The organism is Duganella sp. CF458 (genome assembly GCF_900113115.1).
GTDB lineage: Bacteria > Pseudomonadota > Gammaproteobacteria > Burkholderiales > Burkholderiaceae_D > Rugamonas.
Genome location: NZ_FOOF01000016.1, coordinates 85,507 through 104,775 on the forward strand (window position 1 = coordinate 85,507; position 19,269 = coordinate 104,775).

The 19,269-nt window shown below is 60.0% G+C and carries 14 protein-coding genes and 2 riboswitches; of the genes, 2 read left to right on the forward strand and 12 right to left on the reverse strand.

Features of this window, described 5'->3' with window-relative positions; translation table 11 throughout:
• Positions 1-5 precede the first annotated feature (5 nt).
• Entirely contained in the window at positions 6-1,616 is a 1,611-nt protein-coding gene (locus BM269_RS22840; protein WP_090442624.1) for a tetratricopeptide repeat-containing response regulator, read from the reverse strand.
• 219 nt (positions 1,617-1,835) lie between these two features.
• On the opposite strand from BM269_RS22840, the gene purL reads away from it, so the two are divergent.
• Positions 1,836-5,879: a phosphoribosylformylglycinamidine synthase gene (purL, locus tag BM269_RS22845; protein WP_090442627.1), complete on the forward strand. Its 4,044-nt coding sequence runs from the start codon at positions 1,836-1,838 to the stop codon at positions 5,877-5,879.
• A 3-nt stretch (positions 5,880-5,882) separates the two neighbouring features.
• Here the strand turns inward: purL and BM269_RS22850 are convergent, their stop codons facing one another.
• The 8 genes from BM269_RS22850 to BM269_RS22885 all read right to left on the reverse strand — a co-directional run bounded on the left by BM269_RS22850 (position 5,883) and on the right by BM269_RS22885 (position 11,950).
• The gene (locus tag BM269_RS22850; protein WP_139232838.1) at positions 5,883-6,563 is read right to left on the reverse strand and encodes a hypothetical protein; all 681 of its coding nucleotides are present in this window, start codon (positions 6,561-6,563) and stop codon (positions 5,883-5,885) included.
• A 145-nt stretch (positions 6,564-6,708) separates the two neighbouring features.
• The gene (locus BM269_RS22855; RefSeq protein WP_229204758.1) at positions 6,709-7,404 is read right to left on the reverse strand and encodes a DNA alkylation repair protein; all 696 of its coding nucleotides are present in this window, start codon (positions 7,402-7,404) and stop codon (positions 6,709-6,711) included.
• A gap of 31 nt (positions 7,405-7,435) precedes the next feature.
• Entirely contained in the window at positions 7,436-8,212 is a 777-nt protein-coding gene (locus BM269_RS22860) for a peptidylprolyl isomerase (RefSeq protein WP_090442636.1), read from the reverse strand.
• Positions 8,213-8,276: 64 nt separating this feature from the next.
• A complete protein-coding gene (locus tag BM269_RS22865) occupies positions 8,277-9,056 on the reverse strand; it encodes a peptidylprolyl isomerase (protein WP_090442639.1) in 780 nt (259 codons plus the stop codon).
• Between the two features lie 119 nt (positions 9,057-9,175).
• Positions 9,176-9,448, reverse strand: coding sequence for a BolA family protein (locus BM269_RS22870; protein WP_090442643.1), 273 nt, complete (start codon positions 9,446-9,448; stop codon positions 9,176-9,178).
• Positions 9,445-10,074, reverse strand: a complete 630-nt coding sequence (locus tag BM269_RS22875) for a septation protein A (protein WP_090442646.1) — start codon at positions 10,072-10,074, stop codon at positions 9,445-9,447. Before BM269_RS22875 ends, BM269_RS22870 begins: the two co-directional genes overlap by 4 nt.
• A 4-nt stretch (positions 10,075-10,078) precedes the next feature.
• Positions 10,079-10,477, reverse strand: a complete 399-nt coding sequence (gene msrB / locus BM269_RS22880; RefSeq protein WP_090442649.1) for a peptide-methionine (R)-S-oxide reductase MsrB — start codon at positions 10,475-10,477, stop codon at positions 10,079-10,081.
• A 9-nt stretch (positions 10,478-10,486) separates the two neighbouring features.
• A complete protein-coding gene (locus tag BM269_RS22885) occupies positions 10,487-11,950 on the reverse strand; it encodes a protein adenylyltransferase SelO (RefSeq protein ID WP_090442803.1) in 1,464 nt (487 codons plus the stop codon).
• Between the two features lie 233 nt (positions 11,951-12,183).
• Here BM269_RS22885 and BM269_RS22890 point away from each other — a divergent pair, with 233 nt between their 5' ends.
• The gene (locus BM269_RS22890; protein ID WP_090442651.1) at positions 12,184-13,062 is read left to right on the forward strand and encodes a PEP-CTERM sorting domain-containing protein; all 879 of its coding nucleotides are present in this window, start codon (positions 12,184-12,186) and stop codon (positions 13,060-13,062) included.
• Between the two features lie 66 nt (positions 13,063-13,128).
• Here the strand turns inward: BM269_RS22890 and BM269_RS22895 are convergent, their stop codons facing one another.
• The 3 genes from BM269_RS22895 to BM269_RS22905 form a co-directional block, all read right to left on the reverse strand.
• Positions 13,129-14,892 carry a S8 family serine peptidase gene (locus tag BM269_RS22895; RefSeq protein ID WP_090442654.1) on the reverse strand — a complete coding sequence of 588 codons (1,764 nt, stop codon included), beginning with the start codon at positions 14,890-14,892 and terminating at the stop codon, positions 13,129-13,131.
• A gap of 94 nt (positions 14,893-14,986) precedes the next feature.
• Positions 14,987-15,073, reverse strand: a riboswitch (cyclic di-GMP riboswitch).
• Between the two features lie 243 nt (positions 15,074-15,316).
• Positions 15,317-17,068, reverse strand: a complete 1,752-nt coding sequence (locus tag BM269_RS22900) for a S8 family serine peptidase (protein ID WP_090442657.1) — start codon at positions 17,066-17,068, stop codon at positions 15,317-15,319.
• Positions 17,069-17,177: 109 nt separating this feature from the next.
• Positions 17,178-17,264: riboswitch (cyclic di-GMP riboswitch) on the reverse strand.
• A 195-nt stretch (positions 17,265-17,459) separates the two neighbouring features.
• Positions 17,460-19,211: a S8 family serine peptidase gene (locus tag BM269_RS22905; protein ID WP_090442660.1), complete on the reverse strand. Its 1,752-nt coding sequence runs from the start codon at positions 19,209-19,211 to the stop codon at positions 17,460-17,462.
• Positions 19,212-19,269: the final 58 nt, after the last annotated feature.

The following is a 19,269-nucleotide window of genomic DNA, read 5'->3' on the forward strand; positions in this document are numbered from 1 at the left end:
GTCTCTTATTGTTTGCCCCGCAGGGTGACATATTGTGATGATAGCGCAGCCAGCATCGGATGATGGGGATCTGCCTTGCGCATGCGTATCAACAGTGCAGCACACTGCTCGCCCAGCGCCGCTTCCCAGCCGCTGTCGCCCATCAGGCGCAGCATGGCTGAGGCGAGGGCGGAGATCAGGTTGGCATTCTCGGGCCGGCGCCGCACGGCCACCTGGAGCACCTCGATCGCGCCGCGCTGGTCGCCCTGGCCGCTGCGCGCTGCCGCCTGCCTGACCAGGCCGTCGAGGTAGCGTTCCACGCTGTCGCCCTGGCTTTGTGCCAACTCCGCCCGGCCCGTGCGTTGGTAGACCGCTGCCGCATCGGCATCGCTGATGCCGCTGGCCGGATCGCCGGCCAGCGCATCGAGCAAATGCATGCCTTGCTCATCCATTCCCTGCTGCAGGCAGCGTTCCGCCAGGCCCAGTTTCAGCGCACTGGAGAGGGTGCTCGCTTCGCCGGCGGCGCGGACGGCGTTTGCCAATTCCGCATGCATGGCCGCGCCATTGCCGGTCATTTCCTGCACCAGGGCGGCGGAAAAGGCCTTGCAGGCATCCGTCGCCGGACCGCTGCGCGCCGAACGATCCAGCTCGCGCAGGGCATTCGCCGCGCCGGTGGCATCGCCTCTCCGCACCAGGGTCCGCACCAGGCTCACATGGTCTTCCGGGTCGCGGAACTCCGAATACTTCGATTTGGCGACCACCTGTTTGAAGGTCTTCTCGGCTGCTTCAAGATCGCCGGCCTCGAAAGCCACCTGGCCCAGGTGGCGCAGGCGCCGCACCATGTGGGGCGAAATCGAGACCGCCGCCTCCAGCGCCGCCCGGGCTTCCTCGGGCTGGCCCAGCGCTTGCTGCGTGCGGGCCATGAGGTCGTAGGCCGCCATGTACTTGGGGTTGTCGTCGATCAGGTGTTGCAGGGTATCCAATGTCTCGGCGAACTGGCCTTGCTGGAACTGGCAGCGCGCCAGGCCAAGCTGGGCCCAGCCCAAGGGACGCGTTTCAAGGATCTCCCGGTAAAGCGCTTCCGCCTGCGGCACCTCGCCCAGGACGGAATGCGCCTCGGCGCGCAAACGGGCGCATTCCGTGGCATAGCGCGGGTTGGCCGCGGCCGCTATTTCACTGGACAAGATCGCTTCGCGCAGCCGGTTCCGCTCGATCATCTGGTGCACCGGAAGCAGGGCGGAGCGCCGGTCGACCGCCCGCGCAATGCGCTGGGCCAACACGTCGACCGTGAAAGGCTTGAGGATGTAATCGGTCGGCGTCAGCTCCGCCGCGCTCACGACCTTGCTGTACACGCCCTCGGTGGTCAGCATGATGAAGATGGTGGACGCGGAAATCAACTGGTGGTGGCGCAGGTCTTCCAGCAACTGCTGCCCGTCCTGCCCATGCTCGTTGCCCAGGTCGTACTCGCAGAAGACCAGGTCGAACGCCTTCTTCTCGAGGTGGCGGATGGCAGTTCCTGCGCTCGCGCCGTGCTCGATGCGGGTGATCCCCAATTGGCCGAGCATATTGTGCAGCCCGCTGCGCATATGCTGGTTGGGGTCGATAACCAGGACTGACAGGTCGCTATATTCTTGCATTTTGAAGGCAAAAGGCTGTCATAGAGGCAGAATACCCCAAGGACGAGCAAAAAACAGGCGTAAACGCAGCAAATGTTGCTTTCGGACCAATGAAGGAAGGGTGGGAAGTGATGCCTGAAACAAGTATAATGTCGGCAAATCGAAATACAGCAAGACCAGTCAGCTCGTGCACAGTATTCCTTTAAACCGCAGCTACGCTGCATTCTTCACGCCCCCACTATGTTGATTCTGCCGGGTTCCAACGCCCTGTCCTCCTTCCGTAGCCAACGCCTCCTCAACCAGCTTCAAGCAGTTCTGCCGGCCATTACGTCGGTCCAAGCCCGTTTCATCCACTTTGTCGACTCCGCTTCGCCCCTGTCCGAAGACGACCTGAACCGCATGAATGGCCTGCTGACCTACGGCGAGCCAGCCTTGCCGGAGCACGCGGAAGGCGTGGTGGAAGAGTTTGTCGTCATTCCGCGTTTCGGCACCATTTCGCCGTGGGCTTCCAAAGCCACCGATATCGTGCACAACTGCGGCATGGCGCACATCCATCGCGTGGAGCGCGGCGTTGCCTACCGCATCAACCTGAAGGGCGGCATCCTGGGCACCGGCCTGGGCGCTGCCAAGAAGCTGGATAGCGAACAGGCGCAGGCCGTCGCTGCGCTGCTGCACGACCGCATGACCGAGTCCGTGCTGCGCCACCCGGACCAGGCCGCAGGCCTGTTCTCGAGCCTGGAAGCCAGGCCGCTGGAATCGATCGATGTGATGGGCGCCGGCCGCACCGCGCTGGAAAAAGCCAATACCGACCTGGGCCTGGCGATGTCGGACGACGAGATCGACTACCTGCTGGAAGCCTTCACCAACGCCAAGCGCAACCCGACCGACGTTGAACTGATGATGTTCGCGCAGGCGAACTCCGAGCACTGCCGCCACAAGATCTTCAACGCCGACTGGACCATCGACGGCGTGGCGCAGGACAAGTCGCTGTTCAAGATGATCAAGAACACCCACGAGAAGAACCCGCGCGGCACCGTGGTGGCCTATTCGGACAACTCCTCGATCATCGAAGGCGCGGAAGTCACCCGTTTCTACCCGCGCGAGGGCCAGGAGTACGCCGCTTCGACCGAACTGGTGCACACACTGATGAAGGTGGAAACCCACAACCACCCAACCGCGATTTCCCCATTCCCAGGCGCCTCCACCGGTGCCGGCGGCGAGATCCGCGACGAAGGCGCGACTGGCCGCGGCTCCAAACCTAAAGCCGGCCTGACTGGCTTTACCGTGTCCAACCTGATGATTCCGGGCGCCGTGCAGCCTTGGGAAAACGCCGGCAACGTCACCGCAGCTATCGGCACGCGCGACGAAAGCCAGGTATACGGCAAGCCGGAGCGCATCGCTTCGCCGCTGCAGATCATGATCGAAGGCCCGCTGGGCGGCGCGGCCTTCTCGAACGAATTCGGGCGTTGCGTGCTGGGTGGTTATTTCCGCACCTACGAACAGAACATCGGCCAGCAATTCGCCGGCGGCAAAGATACCGTGATGGGCTACCACAAGCCGATCATGATTGCCGGCGGTATCGGCAACATCTCCGGTTCGCACACCCACAAGAACGACATCCCGGTCGGCAGCCTGCTGATCCAGCTGGGCGGCCCGGGCATGCGCATCGGCATGGGCGGTTCGGCAGCCTCGTCGATGGCAACCGGCACCAATACCGCCGACCTGGATTTCGATTCGGTCCAGCGCGGCAATCCGGAAATGGAACGCCGTGCCCAGGAAGTCATCAACGGCTGTTGGCAGCTGGCCGACAAGAACCCGATCATCTCGATCCACGACGTGGGCGCGGGCGGCTTGTCGAACGCCTTCCCGGAGATCACCAACGACGCCAAGCGCGGCGCGATCTTCGACCTGCGCAAGGTGCCGCTGGAGGAATCCGGCATGGCCCCGAAAGAAATCTGGTCCAACGAATCGCAGGAACGCTATGTGCTGGCCATCGCCCCGAGCGACCTGCCACTGTTCCAGGCCCTGTGCGAGCGCGAGCGCTGCCCGTTCGCCGTGGTCGGCGTGGCAACCGAGGAACGCCAGTTGAAGGTGATCGACCAGGAAATGGGCAACAATCCGGTCGACATGCCGATGGAAGTCCTGCTGGGCAAGCCGCCCAAGATGCACCGCGACGTGAAACACGTGCAGAACGACCTGCCGGCCATCGACCTGACCGGCATCCAGCTGGAAGAAGCGGCCAAGCGCGTGCTGCTGCTGCCGACCGTGGCCGACAAGAGCTTCCTGATCACCATTGGCGACCGTACCGTGGGCGGCATGTCCGTGCGCGACCAGATGGTCGGCCCATGGCAGGTGCCGGTGGCCGACTGCGCCGTCACCACCCTGAGCTACGACGCCTATGTGGGCGAAGCGATGGCGATGGGCGAGCGGACCCCGCTGGCAGTGATCAACGCGCCGGCATCGGGCCGCATGGCTGTCGGCGAGACCGTCACCAACCTGGCGGCCGCTCCAATCAACGATATCTCCGACATCAAGCTGTCGGCCAACTGGATGGCTGCCTGCGGCCAGCCGGGCCAGGATGCAGCCCTGTTCGACACCGTGAAAGCGGTTGGCATGGAACTGTGCCCGGCACTGGGCCTGTCGATTCCGGTCGGCAAGGATTCCCTGTCCATGCGCACGACCTGGAAGGATGAAGGCGCCGACAAGGCGGTGATTTCGCCGGTTTCCCTGATCGTATCCGGCTTCTCGCCGGTGTACGACGTGCGCAAGTCGCTGACCCCGCAGATACGCACTGACCTGGGCGAAACCTCCCTGATCGTGATCGATCTGGGCCGCGGCAAGAACCGTATGGGCGCTTCCGCGCTGGCGCAGGTCATGGGCCAGTTGGGCAATGCCGCGCCGGACGTGGATTCGCCGGAAGACCTGAAAGGCTTCTTCAACGCCATCCAGCAATTGAACAAGGAAGGCAAGATCCTGGCCTACCACGACCGTTCCGACGGCGGCCTGTACGCAACCCTGGTGGAGATGGCCTTTGCCGGCCGCGCCGGCCTGTCCGTCAACCTGGACATGCTGACCCTGGGCGAAGAAGGCACCATGGATCATGGCGACGCCAAGAACTGGGCCGGCCAGGTGGCAGAGCGCCGCAACGAGCTGACCCTGTCCGCGCTGTTCAATGAAGAACTGGGCGCCGTGATCCAGGTTCGCGCCGAAGAGAAATCGGCCGTCATGGACGTGCTGCGCAGCTTCAACCTGGGCGCTTGCAGCCACATCATCGGCAAGCTGAACGACCGTGGCGTGATTGAATTCACCCGCGACGCCAAGATCATCTACTCGCAGCCGCGTGTCGAACTGCACCGCTTGTGGAGCGAAACCAGCTGGCGTATTTCGCGCGTGCGCGAGAATCCCGCCACCGCGGATGCGGAATACGATCGCCTGCTGGACGAAACCGATCCAGGCATGCAGCCAAAGGTCAGCTTCGACATGGCGGAAAACATCGCGGCACCGTTCCTGTCGTCGGGCGTGCGTCCACGCGTGGCCATCCTGCGCGAGCAGGGCGTCAACTCGCATATCGAGACTGCATGGGCGATGCACCGCGCCGGTTTCGCCGCCGTCGACGTGCACATGAGCGACCTGATTGCGCGCCGCGTTTCGTTGGATGATTTCCAGGGCATTATTGCCGTGGGCGGCTTCTCGTACGGCGACGTGCTGGGTGCGGGCGAAGGCTGGGCCAAGTCCATCCTGTTCAACCCGGAAATGGCTGACCAGTTCGCCAAATTCTTCCAGCGTAAAGACACCTTCGGCATGGGCATCTGCAACGGCTGCCAGATGATGTCGAACCTGAAATCACTGATTCCGGGCGCGCATGCATGGCCCAAGTTCACCACCAACAAGTCCGAGAAGTTCGAAGCACGCTTCTCGATGGTGGAAGTGCTGGATTCGCCGTCCATCTTCCTGCAGGGCATGGCAGGCACCCTGGCCCCGATCGCGATCGCGCACGGTGAAGGTTTTGCCGACTTCAGCCAGACCGGCAATATCGACGAAGCAATCGGTGCACTGCGTTTCGTGGACAACAAAGGCAGCGCCACCGAAACCTATCCGTACAATCCGAACAGTTCGCCACGCGGCCTGACCTCGGTGACCACGGCCGACGGCCGCTTCACCGTGATGATGCCGCACCCGGAACGCGTTTCCCGCACGGTGCAGAACTCCTGGCATCCGGACGGCTGGGGCGAAGATTCGCCTTGGGCGCGCATCTGGGGCAATGCGCGCAAGTTCATCGGTTAAGGCTTAAACGCGCCGCCGGCGGGCCGCCAGCAGGGCGGCAATACCGCCGAGCATCAATACGGCCCCGCCCGGGGCCGGCACCTGGGTCGCATCGACGAATTGGAAGTCGTCGGCGACCCAGTTTCCATTCAACTGTCCCAGCTCGCGCCTATCGATCCGGTAGCCTGTAATGGGTCCCAGTGCCGCGAAAATGCTGGTATCGACAAAGGACAGGGGCTCCGGCAAACCGGGGTGACTTTCCGGCAAATCAAAGACGACAGAGCCGAGCTCGCTCGCGCCGTTCAGGGCCACGATGGTGACCTGGTCCGCGCCGCCCTCGCCGAATCCGTAGTACTGGTTGCGGCCAAACCAGGCGCCGGTCAGCACCTTGTCGGTGGTGATCGTCATGCCGCTGGAACCAGTGGAATTGGAGACGAAATAATGGCCGGAGTTTGGAATGCCAAATAAGGGGCCGCCCGGTCCGCCGACACGGTATTGGTCGCCGACGACGCCAAAGCGGGCATCCCAAATGACGCCTTGGTATTCCAGGCTGGCCGACGCATTGGTCCACTGGATGCCGGTTGCACTATCGAGCGCGGGCGGAAAGGCCAGGTCATCAAATGTGGCGATGACGCCTGCCATTGCGGGTGCCGCAGTAATAAAAGCGGCACCAGCGATTAGCTGCCGCAATGCGAGTCCAATCATTTTCCAGCCTCCTTTTAGTTGTCACGAGTTTAACGCGATATTTTAAGAGACGGCAATTGTTCGCATTATCGGCTGTTGTTTTGGCGTCGCCCCTTGGCTAGCGGAATGCACGCTAACAACTGGCGTGTACACGCCAGATCCAGGCTTAGCCCAAGGGTGTCAGGTGTCTCCCCGCTTCACGAATGCTCAACTTCGACAATGTCGAATTATTTTCATTAATAAATTGAGCGACATTATGTGGGGCGTGCCGGGCATAATCGCGCAAGGCCCAGCCGATTGCTTTCTGAATGAAAAATTCATTTTCATGGCCGAGTGCCATGGAATATCGGAATAGTCGCATTTCATCGGTTTTTCCACGCCAGCCTAATTGGTGGAGCAGGGCAATTCGCCGCATCCAGAAATTATCGTGCTGTAAGGCCGAATCCATTCCGTGGTGGTCGAAACGCAGCACGTCGCCGACAATGCCGGCAATTCCATCGACCGAATCCCACCACGATTTGCGCAATACAAAAGCCAGCAATTGGGGCAGGTCGCCAGTGTCGAATTGCTTCCACTGCGCTGACATCAAATCGAGGGCGGCATATTGGTATTCCCGTTCAGGTAGTTGCCACAGCTCACCAGCCACGCCGATGAGCTCGGCCGGGGGCACACCCTTGAACAGGCTGATCACTGGTTTGATTGCCGCGCGGCGCGCCGGCGTGGCAATGCCGAGGAAGGGGAACTGGTCGCGCATGTAGGCCCGCATCGCGGGCGCGCGGCCGGCGTCGGCCAGCGGGGTGAGGGCGGAAACGAAGTCTTTAGTCGTTGGCATAATAAAAAAGCGCCCCGTGGGGCGCTTCATCAAGGCGGCCGGTGAAGGCGCACCGGGACTATTACTGCACCTTGGCCTTGGCAACCAGCTGGTCGCGGTAAGCCGCAACTTTACGCTGGGTCAGGGACTCGGCGATCTGGCTCTTGATTTCTTCCAGCGCCGGCACTTTGGCAGCGCGCGAACCTTCCAGCTTGATCACGTGGTAGCCGAATTGCGATTGCACCGGCTTGTCGGTGACCTGGCCGTCCTTCAGGGCGACCATGGCATCCGCGAATGGCTTCACGTAGTTGCCTGGTGCGGCCCAATCCAGGTCGCCGCCGTTGGCAGCGGAGCCTGGGTCTTGCGAGGCCTTGGCCAGTTCTTCAAACTTGGCGCCGCCTTTCAGCTTGGCGATGATGTCGGTCGCTTCTTTCTCGGTCTTCACCAGGATGTGGCGAGCGTGGTATTCCTTTTCGCCTTTGGACGCCTTGAACTGGTCGTAAGCGGACTTGATTTCGGCGTCGCTTACCGGATTCTTCTTGACATAGTCAACCAGCAGGGCGCGGATGATGATGTCCTGGCGAGCCTGTTCCAGGGCTTCTTTCACTTCCTTGTTGGCGGCAACGCCTTGCTTGGTCGCTTCTTGAACCAGCACTTCGCGGCCGACCAGGGATTTCTTGATCATGTCGCGCAGTTGTGGCGAGTCAGGCTGGCCTTGGGCGGCGGCTTGTTTGACGGCCGCTTCCATCTGGGCGGATGGGATGGCTTTACCGTTCACGGTAGCGACGTTCTGGGCAAAGGCAGGGGTAGCTGCAACTGCGATCAGGGCCAACAGCAGGGTGGCTGGTTTAAATTTCATTGAGTGTTTCCTTAGTTAAAATAAATCCGGCGCCACTCGGGCGCCGGATCAGGTCCGTGACGGATTATTGTACTTTGGCTTTCTTAACCAGGGATTCCTGATAAGCCTGCAGCTTTGCGCGCATCAGGGAATCGGCGATACGTGGCTTCACTTCTTCCAGGGTCGGCAGCTTGACTGCGCGGGTGTCGTCAACCTTGATCACGTGGAAACCGCTTGGGGTTTGCACTGGCTTCTCGGTAACCTGGCCTTTTTGCAGCGCGGTGAAGGCATCTGCGAAGACTTTAGGGAAGTTGCCTGGGGTGCCCCAGTCCAGGTCGCCGCCATTCGCTGCGGAACCGGTGTCCTTGGAGTTCTTGGCCAGGTCTTCGAACTTGGCGCCGCCTTTCAGCTTGGCGATGATGTCGGTGGCTTCCTTTTCGGTCTCCACCAGGATGTGGCGGACGTGGTATTCCTTGTCGCCTTCGGCGGTAACGGCGCGCTCGTATTCGGCCTTGATTTCGGCATCGCCAACCGGATTCTTCTTCACGTAATCAGCGGCCAGGGCGTTCAGCATGATGTCCTGGCGGGCTTGTTCCAGAGCGACGGTAACGTCCTTGCTCTTGGACAGGCCTTGCTTTTCGGCTTCCTGGATCATTACTTCGCGGCCGATCAGGGACTTCTTGATCATGTCGCGCAGTTGTGGGGTGTCTTGCTGCTGACCTTGGGCAACGACTTGCTTGACCAGGGCGTCAACTTTGGCGGTCGGGATGGCTTTGCCATTAACGACAGCGGCGTTCTGGGCGAAAGCTGGTGCAGCGGCAACGGCGATAAGTGCGAGCAGCAAGCGGGCTGGCTTGAAAGTCATTTAGTTTAATTCCTAGGGAAAGTTTACTGAATTGCGGGGATTTTGGGCTGGTTCGCCGAGATGTCTCTACTATTCAACGATCGAGGTTCTTTTTGATTTTCCCAAAAACTCCGCGCATATCATACTTCGGACGGTGCCAGTGCGGTAATGGCCAATGCATGAATTTCTTTATGCATCATATCGTGCACGGAATCATACACCAGACGATGGCGCATGACGAGTTTCACACCCTCGAATTTAGTAGAGACTATTTTCAGTCTGTAATGACCGCCGCCGGAGGCTGCACCGGCATGGCCGGCATGCAGCGCGGACTCATCATCGAGCACGATTTCCGACGGGGCCAGCGCCGCTTCCAGGCGCTCGCGAATCTTGGCCAGGCGCGGATCGCTCATACTTCATCCTTAATATGTTTAGAGAGGTAGAAAGCCTGGGCGATAAAGAACACCAGCATCAATCCGGTCACCCCGAACGCCTTGAAATTGACCCAGGCATCGTTATCCGACTTGAACAGGATGAAGGCGACAAACAGGTTGACGAAACCCAGTACCAGCCAGAAGGTAATCCACATGAAATGCAGGCGTACCCAGACATGCTCGGGCAGTTGCACCTGCTTTTCCATCGCCAGGCGAATCATGTTTTTATCGAAGAAGCGGTAGGCAACCAGCATTGCGGTGGCCAGCGACCAGTAGATAATGGTCGGCTTCCACTTGATAAAGTCATCGTCGTGGAAATAGATGGTCATGCCGCCGAATACGATAAACACTACGAGGGAAACCCATAGGGCGCCATCGACTTTCTTGCGGCGCGCCAGCAGATATAACACCTGGGCCGCGGTGCCGATAATACCGACAATGGTGGCAACCACGATAGGCGCCTGGGACGCGGGAATTGCACCGCCGGATACCAGGCCGCCCAGGTGGGCATTCAGCATGGCGTGTGCCGCTTCCTGGTGGCCGCCGGCAAATTTGTAGCTGACGAAGAACAGGATCAGCGGGAACAGGTCAAAAATAATCTTCATCTTATTAGGGCTGTGGTTCAAAGCGCAGCGAAGCCGAGTTAATGCAATAGCGCAATCCGGTCGGCGGTGGACCATCCGGGAAGACGTGGCCCAGGTGGGCGTCACATACCGCACAGATGATTTCGGTGCGCAGCATACCATGCGAGCGGTCGGTTTTCTCTATGATATTCGCGGGATCAAGGGCCTTGAAGTAGCTCGGCCAACCGCAACCCGAATCGAATTTGGCATCCGACTCAAATAGCGGAGTGCTGCAGCACACGCAGGTGTAAATGCCGTGCTCGTGGTGGTCCCAGAATTTGCCGGTGAAGGCGCGTTCGGTGGCGGCGTGGCGGGTGACCTGGTATTCCACCGGGTCGAGTTGGGCGCGCCACTCCGCGTCAGTCTTGACTACTTTGTCGCTCATTTTCTTACCTCACGAAGAGCAGCTAACCGAAAGCTGGCTGGACCAGTCCGGCGGGAAGCCTGCGTATTGTTCATTTTCGGGCTGCTCGTCGAAGGGACGTTCGAGCAGTGCCAGCAAGCGCTCGACCTCGGAAAAATCCTTGGCCTGCGCCTTTTCAATAGCCACCTGTGCCATATAGTTTCGCAGCACATACTTGGGGTTGACCTGATCCATCGCAAGTTTTCGAGCCGCATCGTCGCTGTTTTCGGCGCGCAGGCGCGCACGGTAAGCTTCGGCCCAGTTGTCGAAAGCGGGACGGTCAATGAACAGGTCGCGCAGCGGCTCGTCGCCTTCCGGACCGCCGGCGCGCAAAAGGCTCAGGCGGCGGAAGAAAATGGTGAAGTCGGTGTGGTTGGCCTGCAGGATGCCGAACAGTCCATCCAGCAATTCACGGTCGCCTTCCTGCGTGGTGGTCAAACCGAGCTTGGCGTGCAGCAGTTGGTCGATGTGGCGGGCGAACTCGGGCTGGTAAACATCCAGCGCTTCCTGCGTCAGTTCCACTTCTCCGATCAGCGGCAGCAAGGCTTGCGCCAGGGCATAGCAATTCCAATGGCCGATTTGAGGCTGGTTGGAATAGGAGTAACGACCATGGTCGTCGCTATGGTTGCAGATCTGATTGGCGTCGAAGCCATCCATGAAGCCGAAGGGGCCGTAATCAAGGGTTTGGCCCAGGATCGACATATTGTCGGAATTCATTACACCATGCATGAAGCCGACAGCCTGCCAGTGCGCAATCATGCGCGCGGTACGGCGGGTCACCTCTTCAAGCAAGGCCGCGTACGGGTTTTCCTCGTCGCGCAGGGAAGGGTAGAAGCACGCGATGACGTAGTCGGCCAGTTGCTTGAGCTCTTCCGGCTTGTGATTGTAGTACCAGTGCTCGAAAGAACCGAAACGGATGAAGCTTGGCGCCATGCGCACGACCACTGCCGCGGTTTCGATCGATTCGCGCACAATGCCCTGGTCCGAACCCACCACCGACAAGGCGCGGGTGGTCGGAATGCCCAAGCCATGCATCGCTTCCGAGCACAGAAACTCGCGGATGGAGGAGCGCAGCACGGCGCGCCCGTCGCCCATTCGGGAGTAGGGCGTCATGCCGGCACCCTTGAGTTGCAGTTCCATGGGGCCGTCTGCGGTGGCGATATCGCCGAGCAGGATGGCGCGCCCATCCCCAAGCTGTCCGGCCCAGACACCAAACTGGTGGCCGGAGTACACGGCAGCTAGCGGCTTAGAGCTTTCTGCCACGCGGTTGCCGATCAGGATTTCAATTGCTTCTTGCGTTGCAAGTGCCGCCGGCTCGATGCCAATGAGGCGCGCGGCAGACGGGCTCACTGCAACCCGATAAGGCGCCGGCAATGGCGTCGGCATCAGGTGCGTGTAAAACACTGGCGGTAAACCAGCGAAGGAATTCTCAAACTGAAAGTGAGTAGCGGTCATATCTGCCGCATTGTAACGCAGGCGCAAGCGCGTGGAATTTATCCTAAGCGAAAGCTAAGTATCTACAGGTCACTACTAAATTCCTGATTTCAAGTGACTTGCTGTCGGAAAGTCTTACACCCGATGACTGCGGAGTCAAACGGCTGAGAGTAACTCTTTGAATCTATTAGTTCGATACCCTTAGGCACGGTTAATGCGTACAGCTAAGGTGCAACTAACAATAAGGGGGTACCATGAATTTCCTTAAAACACTGATGGGGTCAGCGGTCGCAATATTGGCGCTGACGGCTGGGTCCGGAGCGCAAGCGGGGGAAATCGATTTGACGAGCGCCATTGGCGCTTCCGGCATGATCAATGGAGCAACATACACTACCGTTGACGCGCAACCAACTGGTACAGGCTATATTGATTCCTTTGTGCGCGTCAGGGATGCCAACGACTCGACGGTGCAAGGCTACAACACCACGGTGGCCAAAACCTATCAGAACGATGGTGCCGAAAACTTCAACCACCAAATTACTGTCGGGGAAATCGGTTTTCTTGACCTGAATGGCCCAGACACGGACGGTGGTGTTGTGATGCGTTTCCTGTTGGATATCAACCAAACCGGGGCAAATCCGCTCATCCTGCTGAGCGAGGTACAGATCTTCCTGTCGCTGACACCAAATCAAGACAACGAAGACCCGCTCGCAAACGGTGAACTTGCCCACCTCGCTGATTCAGCCATCGTATACCAAATGGACGCCGGTGACCTTACGAACGGCGCGCTTCTGAACTACGACCTGAACGGCGGCAGCGGCAGCGGCGATATGATCCTCGATATCCCGATCGAGATGTTCGCTTCGGCCTTCCTCGCACTCGGCTTGGATACTGAAGATCTGCAGAACGGTGCTTTCCTCTACCTGTATTCTCGGTTCGAACGGAATAACGACGGGTATGAAGAGTGGACGCACTTCCAAGGTGAAGGAATTGGGGAACCGCCATGCGACCCGAATGTAGAAGATTGCGGCCCGAATTTCATTCCAGAACCTAACTCCATGTTGCTGTTCGGCCTTGGACTGCTCGGCTCTGCAATCGCAGTAAGGCGTGGGCGTCGTTGGGATCGGTCCTGATGAAGCTTAAGCACTAAAAAAACGCCGGCTGGAACTGCCGGCGTTTTCATTTGGGGCTAGCAGGAATTACCGCCAGACCTGGACCGACTTGGTGGTGCTGTTACCCGCCTTGTCACGTGCCACGGCTTGCACCGTATGGCTCCCTTTGGTTGCCTTGCGGCTGTTCCAGGTGTATGACAGAGCGCCGGTGCCGGACGCCTTGAGCGCGCCGTCAACGTACAAGCTGACGCTCGACAGGCCAACATTGTCACTGGCGGAAACAGCAATGCTAACGTTGCCCGACACCGTCGAACCGTTGATCGGGTTGGTGATGGCGACCGTCGGAGGCGTCACGTCAGTGGTAGGCGCGGTAGTGGTCGCGTTGGCAACTGTCACGTTGACGGAGCCGGAGCCGACATTACCCGTGCTGTCATATGCCTTCGCGGTCAACGTGGTCGCGCCGTCGGTACGGCTCGCGGTGTTCCAGCTGAAGCTATAAGGCGCGGTGGTGTCAGTGCCGACCAACGTGCCGCCGGCATACAGTTCCACGCGGCTTACGCCCATGTTATCGGTCGCGTTGACGCCTACGTTCACGATGCCCTTGACGGTGCTGCCCGGCGAGGTGATTGCCACGGATGGCGCCTGGGTGTCGGAAGCAACGGAGCCTTTGGCGGCCAGCACGGCGCGGTAGGCATTGACGCGGCCTGCGCCGTAGTAGTTGTCGCGGCCTGCGGTGCCGAGATCAACTGCGGTTGACAACAGGATGGCGTCGATCTGGTCCGGCTTCAGGTTAGGATTTGCGGATAGCATCAGGGCCACGACGCCAGCAGTGATCGGGCTGGAGAACGAGGTGCCGTTGACCGCACCATAACCGCCGCCTTTGAGAGTGCTGTAGATGCCCACGCCCGGGGCGCTGATGTCGACCAGTGCGCCGTAAGTGGACCAGCCGGCACGCACGTCGTTGGCGTCGGTGGCGCCGACGGTCATCATGGTGTTGGTGGTGGTCGCGCTGCTCAGGGCACCAGTGTTGCCGGCGGAGGTGACGACGTAGCCGCCTTTGTTGCGCATGTACTGCGCTGCAGTCTGGATCGCAGCAACGTGCTGCACGGTGTAGCTGATGTTGGCAACGCGGGCGCCATGGTCGGCAGCCCAGGTCAGGGCGTTAGCCACCATGCTGTAGTAGGCGATGTTGCCGGAGGTATCGCTGATACGCATCGGCATGATCTTGGCGTTCCATGCGGTGCCGGCGACGCCGACCGAGTTGTTGCCGATCGCGGCGGCAGCGCCGGCCACCATGGTGCCGTGGCCGAAGACGTCGGTGGTGTTGCTGTTGTTGTCGTAGGTGTTCCAGCCCGGCACGATGCGCGCTGCCAGGTCCGGGTGGGCGGCATCGACGCCGGTATCGAGGATGGCGATGGTGACGCCAGCGCCGGTGGACATATCCCAAGCGGCAGGCGCTTGGATCTTGGCCTGGTGCCATTCGTTGGCGTAGTAGGTGTCGACTGGCGTCTGTGCCATCTCGATCACGCCGTCCAGCTCGGCGAATTTCACGTGCGGGTTGCGCTTCAATGCCTGTGCCAGCGCTTTCTCGCGGCCAGGATTCAGTTCGACCACGTAGATATCCAGCCCATTCAGCTTGCGGCTTGCGTGGGCGCCGTGCTCCTTGATGAGTTTCTTGAACACTGCTTCTGGCAGGCCGGCTTTCGGCGATACCAGGATGCGGCCGCTGGCCCACTGTGCGGGTTCGTCTGCCTGCGCAAAGGCGGGAACTGCTGTTACGGCGCCCAGTGCCAGGGTGGCGGCAATGGCGAGGCGGGATTTGGCGAACTTGGTGGTGGCGGTAATCTTCATTAGGGAGTTCCTGTTTCAAAAGCTTACAAAAAAACGAGGACTACCCGCCGGTTCGCACCGGTAGAAGACTGCTTTCCGCAAAGGAAAGCTTTTGTCTGGCAGTCCTGCCGTCATTGGGCCGAAGCCCTTTAGACCGATGACTTTGCGTCCCGGACTTTCATCCGGTTTGCCCTTATCAGAGTGCTGCCAGCTTCCTATTAGAAACTATGTACTGATATTGCAAATTGGTCTGAGCATTATCTAAAGTTATGCGCGCACAATTTTAATCAATCGAAAGATTGAACGTATACAACAAGTCAAGCAATTATGCGCGGCAACTTTTATGATAAAAGGGATATTAATTCTTTTGGGAATTTGAATTAATGAATGAGTAATCCAGATGAAAATGCCAGTTATTCACCGGCACTTTCAGGAGGAAGTCGAATTACTTATAAACCTGGACCGACTTGGTGGTGCTGTTGCCGGCTGCGTCGCGGGCGACGGCTTGCACGGTGTGGGCACCGCTCGCTTCCTTGCGGCTGTTCCAGGTGTAAGTGATGCTGCCGTTGCCGCTTGCCTTCAGGACGCCATCCACATACAGGCTGACGCTCGATACGGCGACGTTGTCGGAAGCGCTCACGCCGATGTTGACGTTGCCGGAGACCATGGAACCGCTGGTCGGGTTGGTGATGGTCACCGTCGGCGGGGTGACGTCGGTCGTGGTGGTGTTGGCCACGGTCACGTTGATGGTGCTGGAACCCACGTTGCCCGAGCTGTCATAGGCTTTGGCGACCACGGAGACGGCGCCGTCGGCGCGGCCGGTGGTATCCCAGCTGAAGCTGTATGGGCCGGTGGTGTCGGTGGCCACCAGGGTGCCGCCGACGTACAGTTCGACGCGGCTCACACCCAGGTTGTCGTTGGCGGTGACGTTGATGTTCACGGTGCCTTTGACGGTGCTGCCTGGCGAAGCGATGGCGACGGTAGGTGCCTGGGTATCGCTGGTCACGGCCGACTTGGCGGCGCTCACGGCGCGGTAGGCGTTGACGCGGCCGGCACCGTAGTAGTCGTCACGGCCCGCGGCGCCGAGGTCGTCGACCGTCGACAGCAGGATCGAGTCGATCTGGTCCGGCTTCAAGGCTGGGTTGGCCGACAGCATCAGGGCTACCACGCCAGCAGTGATCGGGCTGGAGAAGGAAGTGCCGTTGACAGCACCGTAACCGCCGCCTTTGAGGGTGCTGTAGATGCCTACGCCCGGGGCGCTGACGTCAACCAGGGCGCCGTAGGTGGACCAGCCGGCACGCACGTCGTTGGCGTCGGTGGCGCCGACGGTCAGCATGGTGTTGCTGGTGGCCGCGGTGCTGACGGCGCCGGTGTTGCCGGCGGAGGTGACGACGTAGCCGCCTTTGTTGCGCATGTACTGGGCCGCAGTCTGGATCGCGGCAACGTGCTGCACGGTGTAGCTGATATTGGCGACGCGGGCACCGTGGTCGGCGGCCCAGGTCAGGGCGCTGGCGACCATGCTGTAGTAGGCGATGTTGCCGGAGGTATCGCTGATACGCATCGGCATGATCTTGGCGTTCCATGCGGTGCCGGCGACGCCGACCGAGTTGTTGCCGATCGCGGCGGCAGCGCCGGCGACCATGGTGCCATGGCCGAAGACGTCGGTGGTGTTGCTGTTGTTGTCGTAGGTGTTCCAGCCCGGCACGATGCGCGCTGCCAGGTCCGGGTGGGCGGCATCGACGCCGGTATCGAGGATGGCGATGGTGATGCCGCTGCCGGTGGCCATGTCCCAGGCGGCAGGCGCCTGGATCTTGGCCTGGTGCCATTCGTTGGCGTAGTAGGTGTCGACCGGGGTCTGGGCCATCTGCACCACGCCGTCGAGTTCGGCGAACTTGACGTGCTTGTTGCCTTTGAGGGCCTGCGCCATGGCTTTTTCGCGGCCCGGGTTCAGTTCCACGACGTAGACATTCAGGCCGTTGAGCTTGCGGCTGGCGTTGCCGCCATGTTCTTTGATCAGCTTTTTGAATGCGGCTTCCGGCAGGCCTGCCTTAGGCGATACCAGGATGCGGCCGCTGGCCCACTGTGCCGGTTCGTCCGTCTGCGCAAAGGCTGGAGCAGCCATCACGGTGCCGATTGCCAGGGTGGCGGCAACAGCCAGGCGGGTTTTAGCGAACTGGATGGTGGAGATAGTCTTCATTTGGTGAGTCCCTGTTTTCAAAAAATCAAAAAACGAGGACTGCCCGCCGGTTTGCACCGGTAGAAGACTGCATCACGCAAAGGCACACGGCCCTTCCGAGAGGCTTTTGTCTGGCAGTCCTGCCGTCATGGAGCCGAAGCTCTTTAGACCGATGACTTTGCGTCCCGCAGTTTCCCGCGGTTTGCCCTTATCAGATCTTGCTGTACGGAATCTTATGTCGTTAATTGCCGTGTGGCAAGCGGAATTTAAAAACTTTTTTTGAATGTCGCGAATATGTCTGGAATCAAAGAAATATTAATTGCCCATTGTTACTTTTAAATTCGTAGCCACAATGATGCGTTTAAATAAAAAGGCCCGGTATTAAACCGGGCCAAGGAAGAGATCTGTTGATTTAACGGCTGACCTGAACACTCTTGCTGGAGATATTGCCGGCCGCATCCCGCGCCACAACTTGAATAGTGTGGCCGCCTTTTGCCTCTTTGCGGGTGTTCCAGCTATATGAGACAGTGGCGCCCGTGCCGGTCGCCTTCAAACTACCGTCGACGAACAGGTCCATGATGATTCCGCTTGTGCCGCGATCGTCGACTGCGTTCGCGTTGACGCTGACAACGCCGGAGACAGCACCGGGCAGGGGACTGGCGATGGTGATAACCGGTGGTTTGGTGTCACCGACCGGGGGCGCGGTGTTGGCGACGTTCACTTGCACGGTACTCGACGTGGCCACATTGCCTGCCGCATCATAGGCCCGAGCAAGCAGGCTGTTGATCCCATTCGCAACGCCTGTCGAATCCCAGCTGAAGCCGAATGGGATGGAGGTGTCGGATGCAACCACAGCGCCGTTCACGTTCAGCTCGACGCGGGATACGCCTACGTTGTCGCTAGCATTCACGTTGATCGGCACCAAACCGGACACAGTGCTGCTGCCCGCCGGGCTGGCGATGGCGACGCTGGGCGCGACGGTGTCGGGCACGGGTATTGCCAAGGCGGCGGCCACCGCGGCGGCGGCATTGACCCGGCCATAGCCAAAATAGATATCGCGGCCCGCTGTGCCAAGGTCAACTGCAGTACTGAACAAGATGCCCTGGACCTGGTCTGCGGTTAGCGAGGGATTGGCGGACATCACGAGCGCGCCGACGGCCGCCGCGATCGGACTTGCAAAGGAAGTGCCGTTGACGCCGCCGTAGCCGCCACCTTGAACGGTGGTGTAAATGCCTGAACCGGGTGCGGACAAGGCGACAAAGGTGCCGTAACTGGAAAAGCTGGCACGCGTATCGTTGGACGCCGTGGCCGAGACCGGAATCATGGTGGTGGTCGGGATAAAGCCTTCATTACGGTTGTAGTTGCCGGCTGATACGAAGAGCAGGCCTCCTTTGCTGCGCAAGTAATTGCCGGCACTCTGTACGGCCAGGCTGGTTGGTACGCTGGCATAGCTGATATTGGCTATCTTCGCGCCGTGGTCGGCGGCCCAGGTAAGCCCATTGGCCATGGTGGAAAAATATGCGTAGCATGAACCGGAGCTGACGAATGCGATGCGGACCGGCATGATCTTGGCTTTACCCGCAACGCCAGCGACGCCCAGGGCATTATTGCTGACTGCGGCCGCCGATCCTGCCACTTTGGTGCCGTGCCCGCACACGTCGGCGGTATTGGTGTTGTTGTCGTAGCTGTTGTAACCGGCTACCAGGTTTCCCGCCAGGTCGGCATGGGCTGAATCGATCCCGGAATCCAGGATCGCAATCGTTACACCGGTCCCCTGGGTGGTATCCCAGGCAGTGTTGGCAGCAATCTTGCTGATATGCCATTCGCTGCCAAGATAGGGGTCGTTGAGGGTGGCGGCGATAGGCACCATCTGGTCCAGCTCGGCGAACTTGAAGTGCGGGTTGTTCTTGAGCTTATTGACCATGGCCCGTTCCGAACCTACGGCTACTTCAAGGGTGTGAATATTGCTCTGGCCAAGCTTCAGGGCCTTGCCGGTTTCCTCTACGCCCAGAATTTTCGACATCGCGCCGACGGCAAGGCCGGCGCGAGGCTCCACCAGGATACGGCCAGGGGCAAACGATTCCGGCGGCGCGGCGCGGGCGGGGGCTCCGACTGCAATTAAGGCTGGGGCAATTGCTATGGAAAATGCGATGAGAGTTTTCATGGTGCGAGTCCCTGTTTTTTAAATGAACCGATTAAAAAAAGTGGTCACACGAAGAGCG

Excerpts from the sequence above, each read along its gene's own strand:
- BM269_RS22895 (WP_090442654.1), bottom strand. The coding sequence starts at position 14,892 with ATGAAGATTACCGCCACCACCAAGTTCGCCAAATCCCGCCTCGCCATT.
- BM269_RS22855 (WP_229204758.1), bottom strand. The coding sequence starts at position 7,404 with ATGAAGCGCCCCACGGGGCGCTTTTTTATTATGCCAACGACTAAAGAC.
- BM269_RS22850 (WP_139232838.1), bottom strand. The coding sequence starts at position 6,563 with ATGATTGGACTCGCATTGCGGCAGCTAATCGCTGGTGCCGCTTTTATT.
- BM269_RS22905 (WP_090442660.1), bottom strand. The coding sequence starts at position 19,211 with ATGAAAACTCTCATCGCATTTTCCATAGCAATTGCCCCAGCCTTAATT.
- BM269_RS22865 (WP_090442639.1), bottom strand. The coding sequence starts at position 9,056 with ATGACTTTCAAGCCAGCCCGCTTGCTGCTCGCACTTATCGCCGTTGCC.
- BM269_RS22870 (WP_090442643.1), bottom strand. The coding sequence starts at position 9,448 with ATGAGCGATCCGCGCCTGGCCAAGATTCGCGAGCGCCTGGAAGCGGCG.
- BM269_RS22885 (WP_090442803.1), bottom strand. The coding sequence starts at position 11,950 with ATGACCGCTACTCACTTTCAGTTTGAGAATTCCTTCGCTGGTTTACCG.
- BM269_RS22890 (WP_090442651.1), top strand. The coding sequence starts at position 12,184 with ATGAATTTCCTTAAAACACTGATGGGGTCAGCGGTCGCAATATTGGCG.
- BM269_RS22860 (WP_090442636.1), bottom strand. The coding sequence starts at position 8,212 with ATGAAATTTAAACCAGCCACCCTGCTGTTGGCCCTGATCGCAGTTGCA.
- BM269_RS22840 (WP_090442624.1), bottom strand. The coding sequence starts at position 1,616 with ATGCAAGAATATAGCGACCTGTCAGTCCTGGTTATCGACCCCAACCAG.
- BM269_RS22875 (WP_090442646.1), bottom strand. The coding sequence starts at position 10,074 with ATGAAGATTATTTTTGACCTGTTCCCGCTGATCCTGTTCTTCGTCAGC.
- BM269_RS22900 (WP_090442657.1), bottom strand. The coding sequence starts at position 17,068 with ATGAAGACTATCTCCACCATCCAGTTCGCTAAAACCCGCCTGGCTGTT.
- purL (WP_090442627.1), top strand. The coding sequence starts at position 1,836 with ATGTTGATTCTGCCGGGTTCCAACGCCCTGTCCTCCTTCCGTAGCCAA.
- msrB (WP_090442649.1), bottom strand. The coding sequence starts at position 10,477 with ATGAGCGACAAAGTAGTCAAGACTGACGCGGAGTGGCGCGCCCAACTC.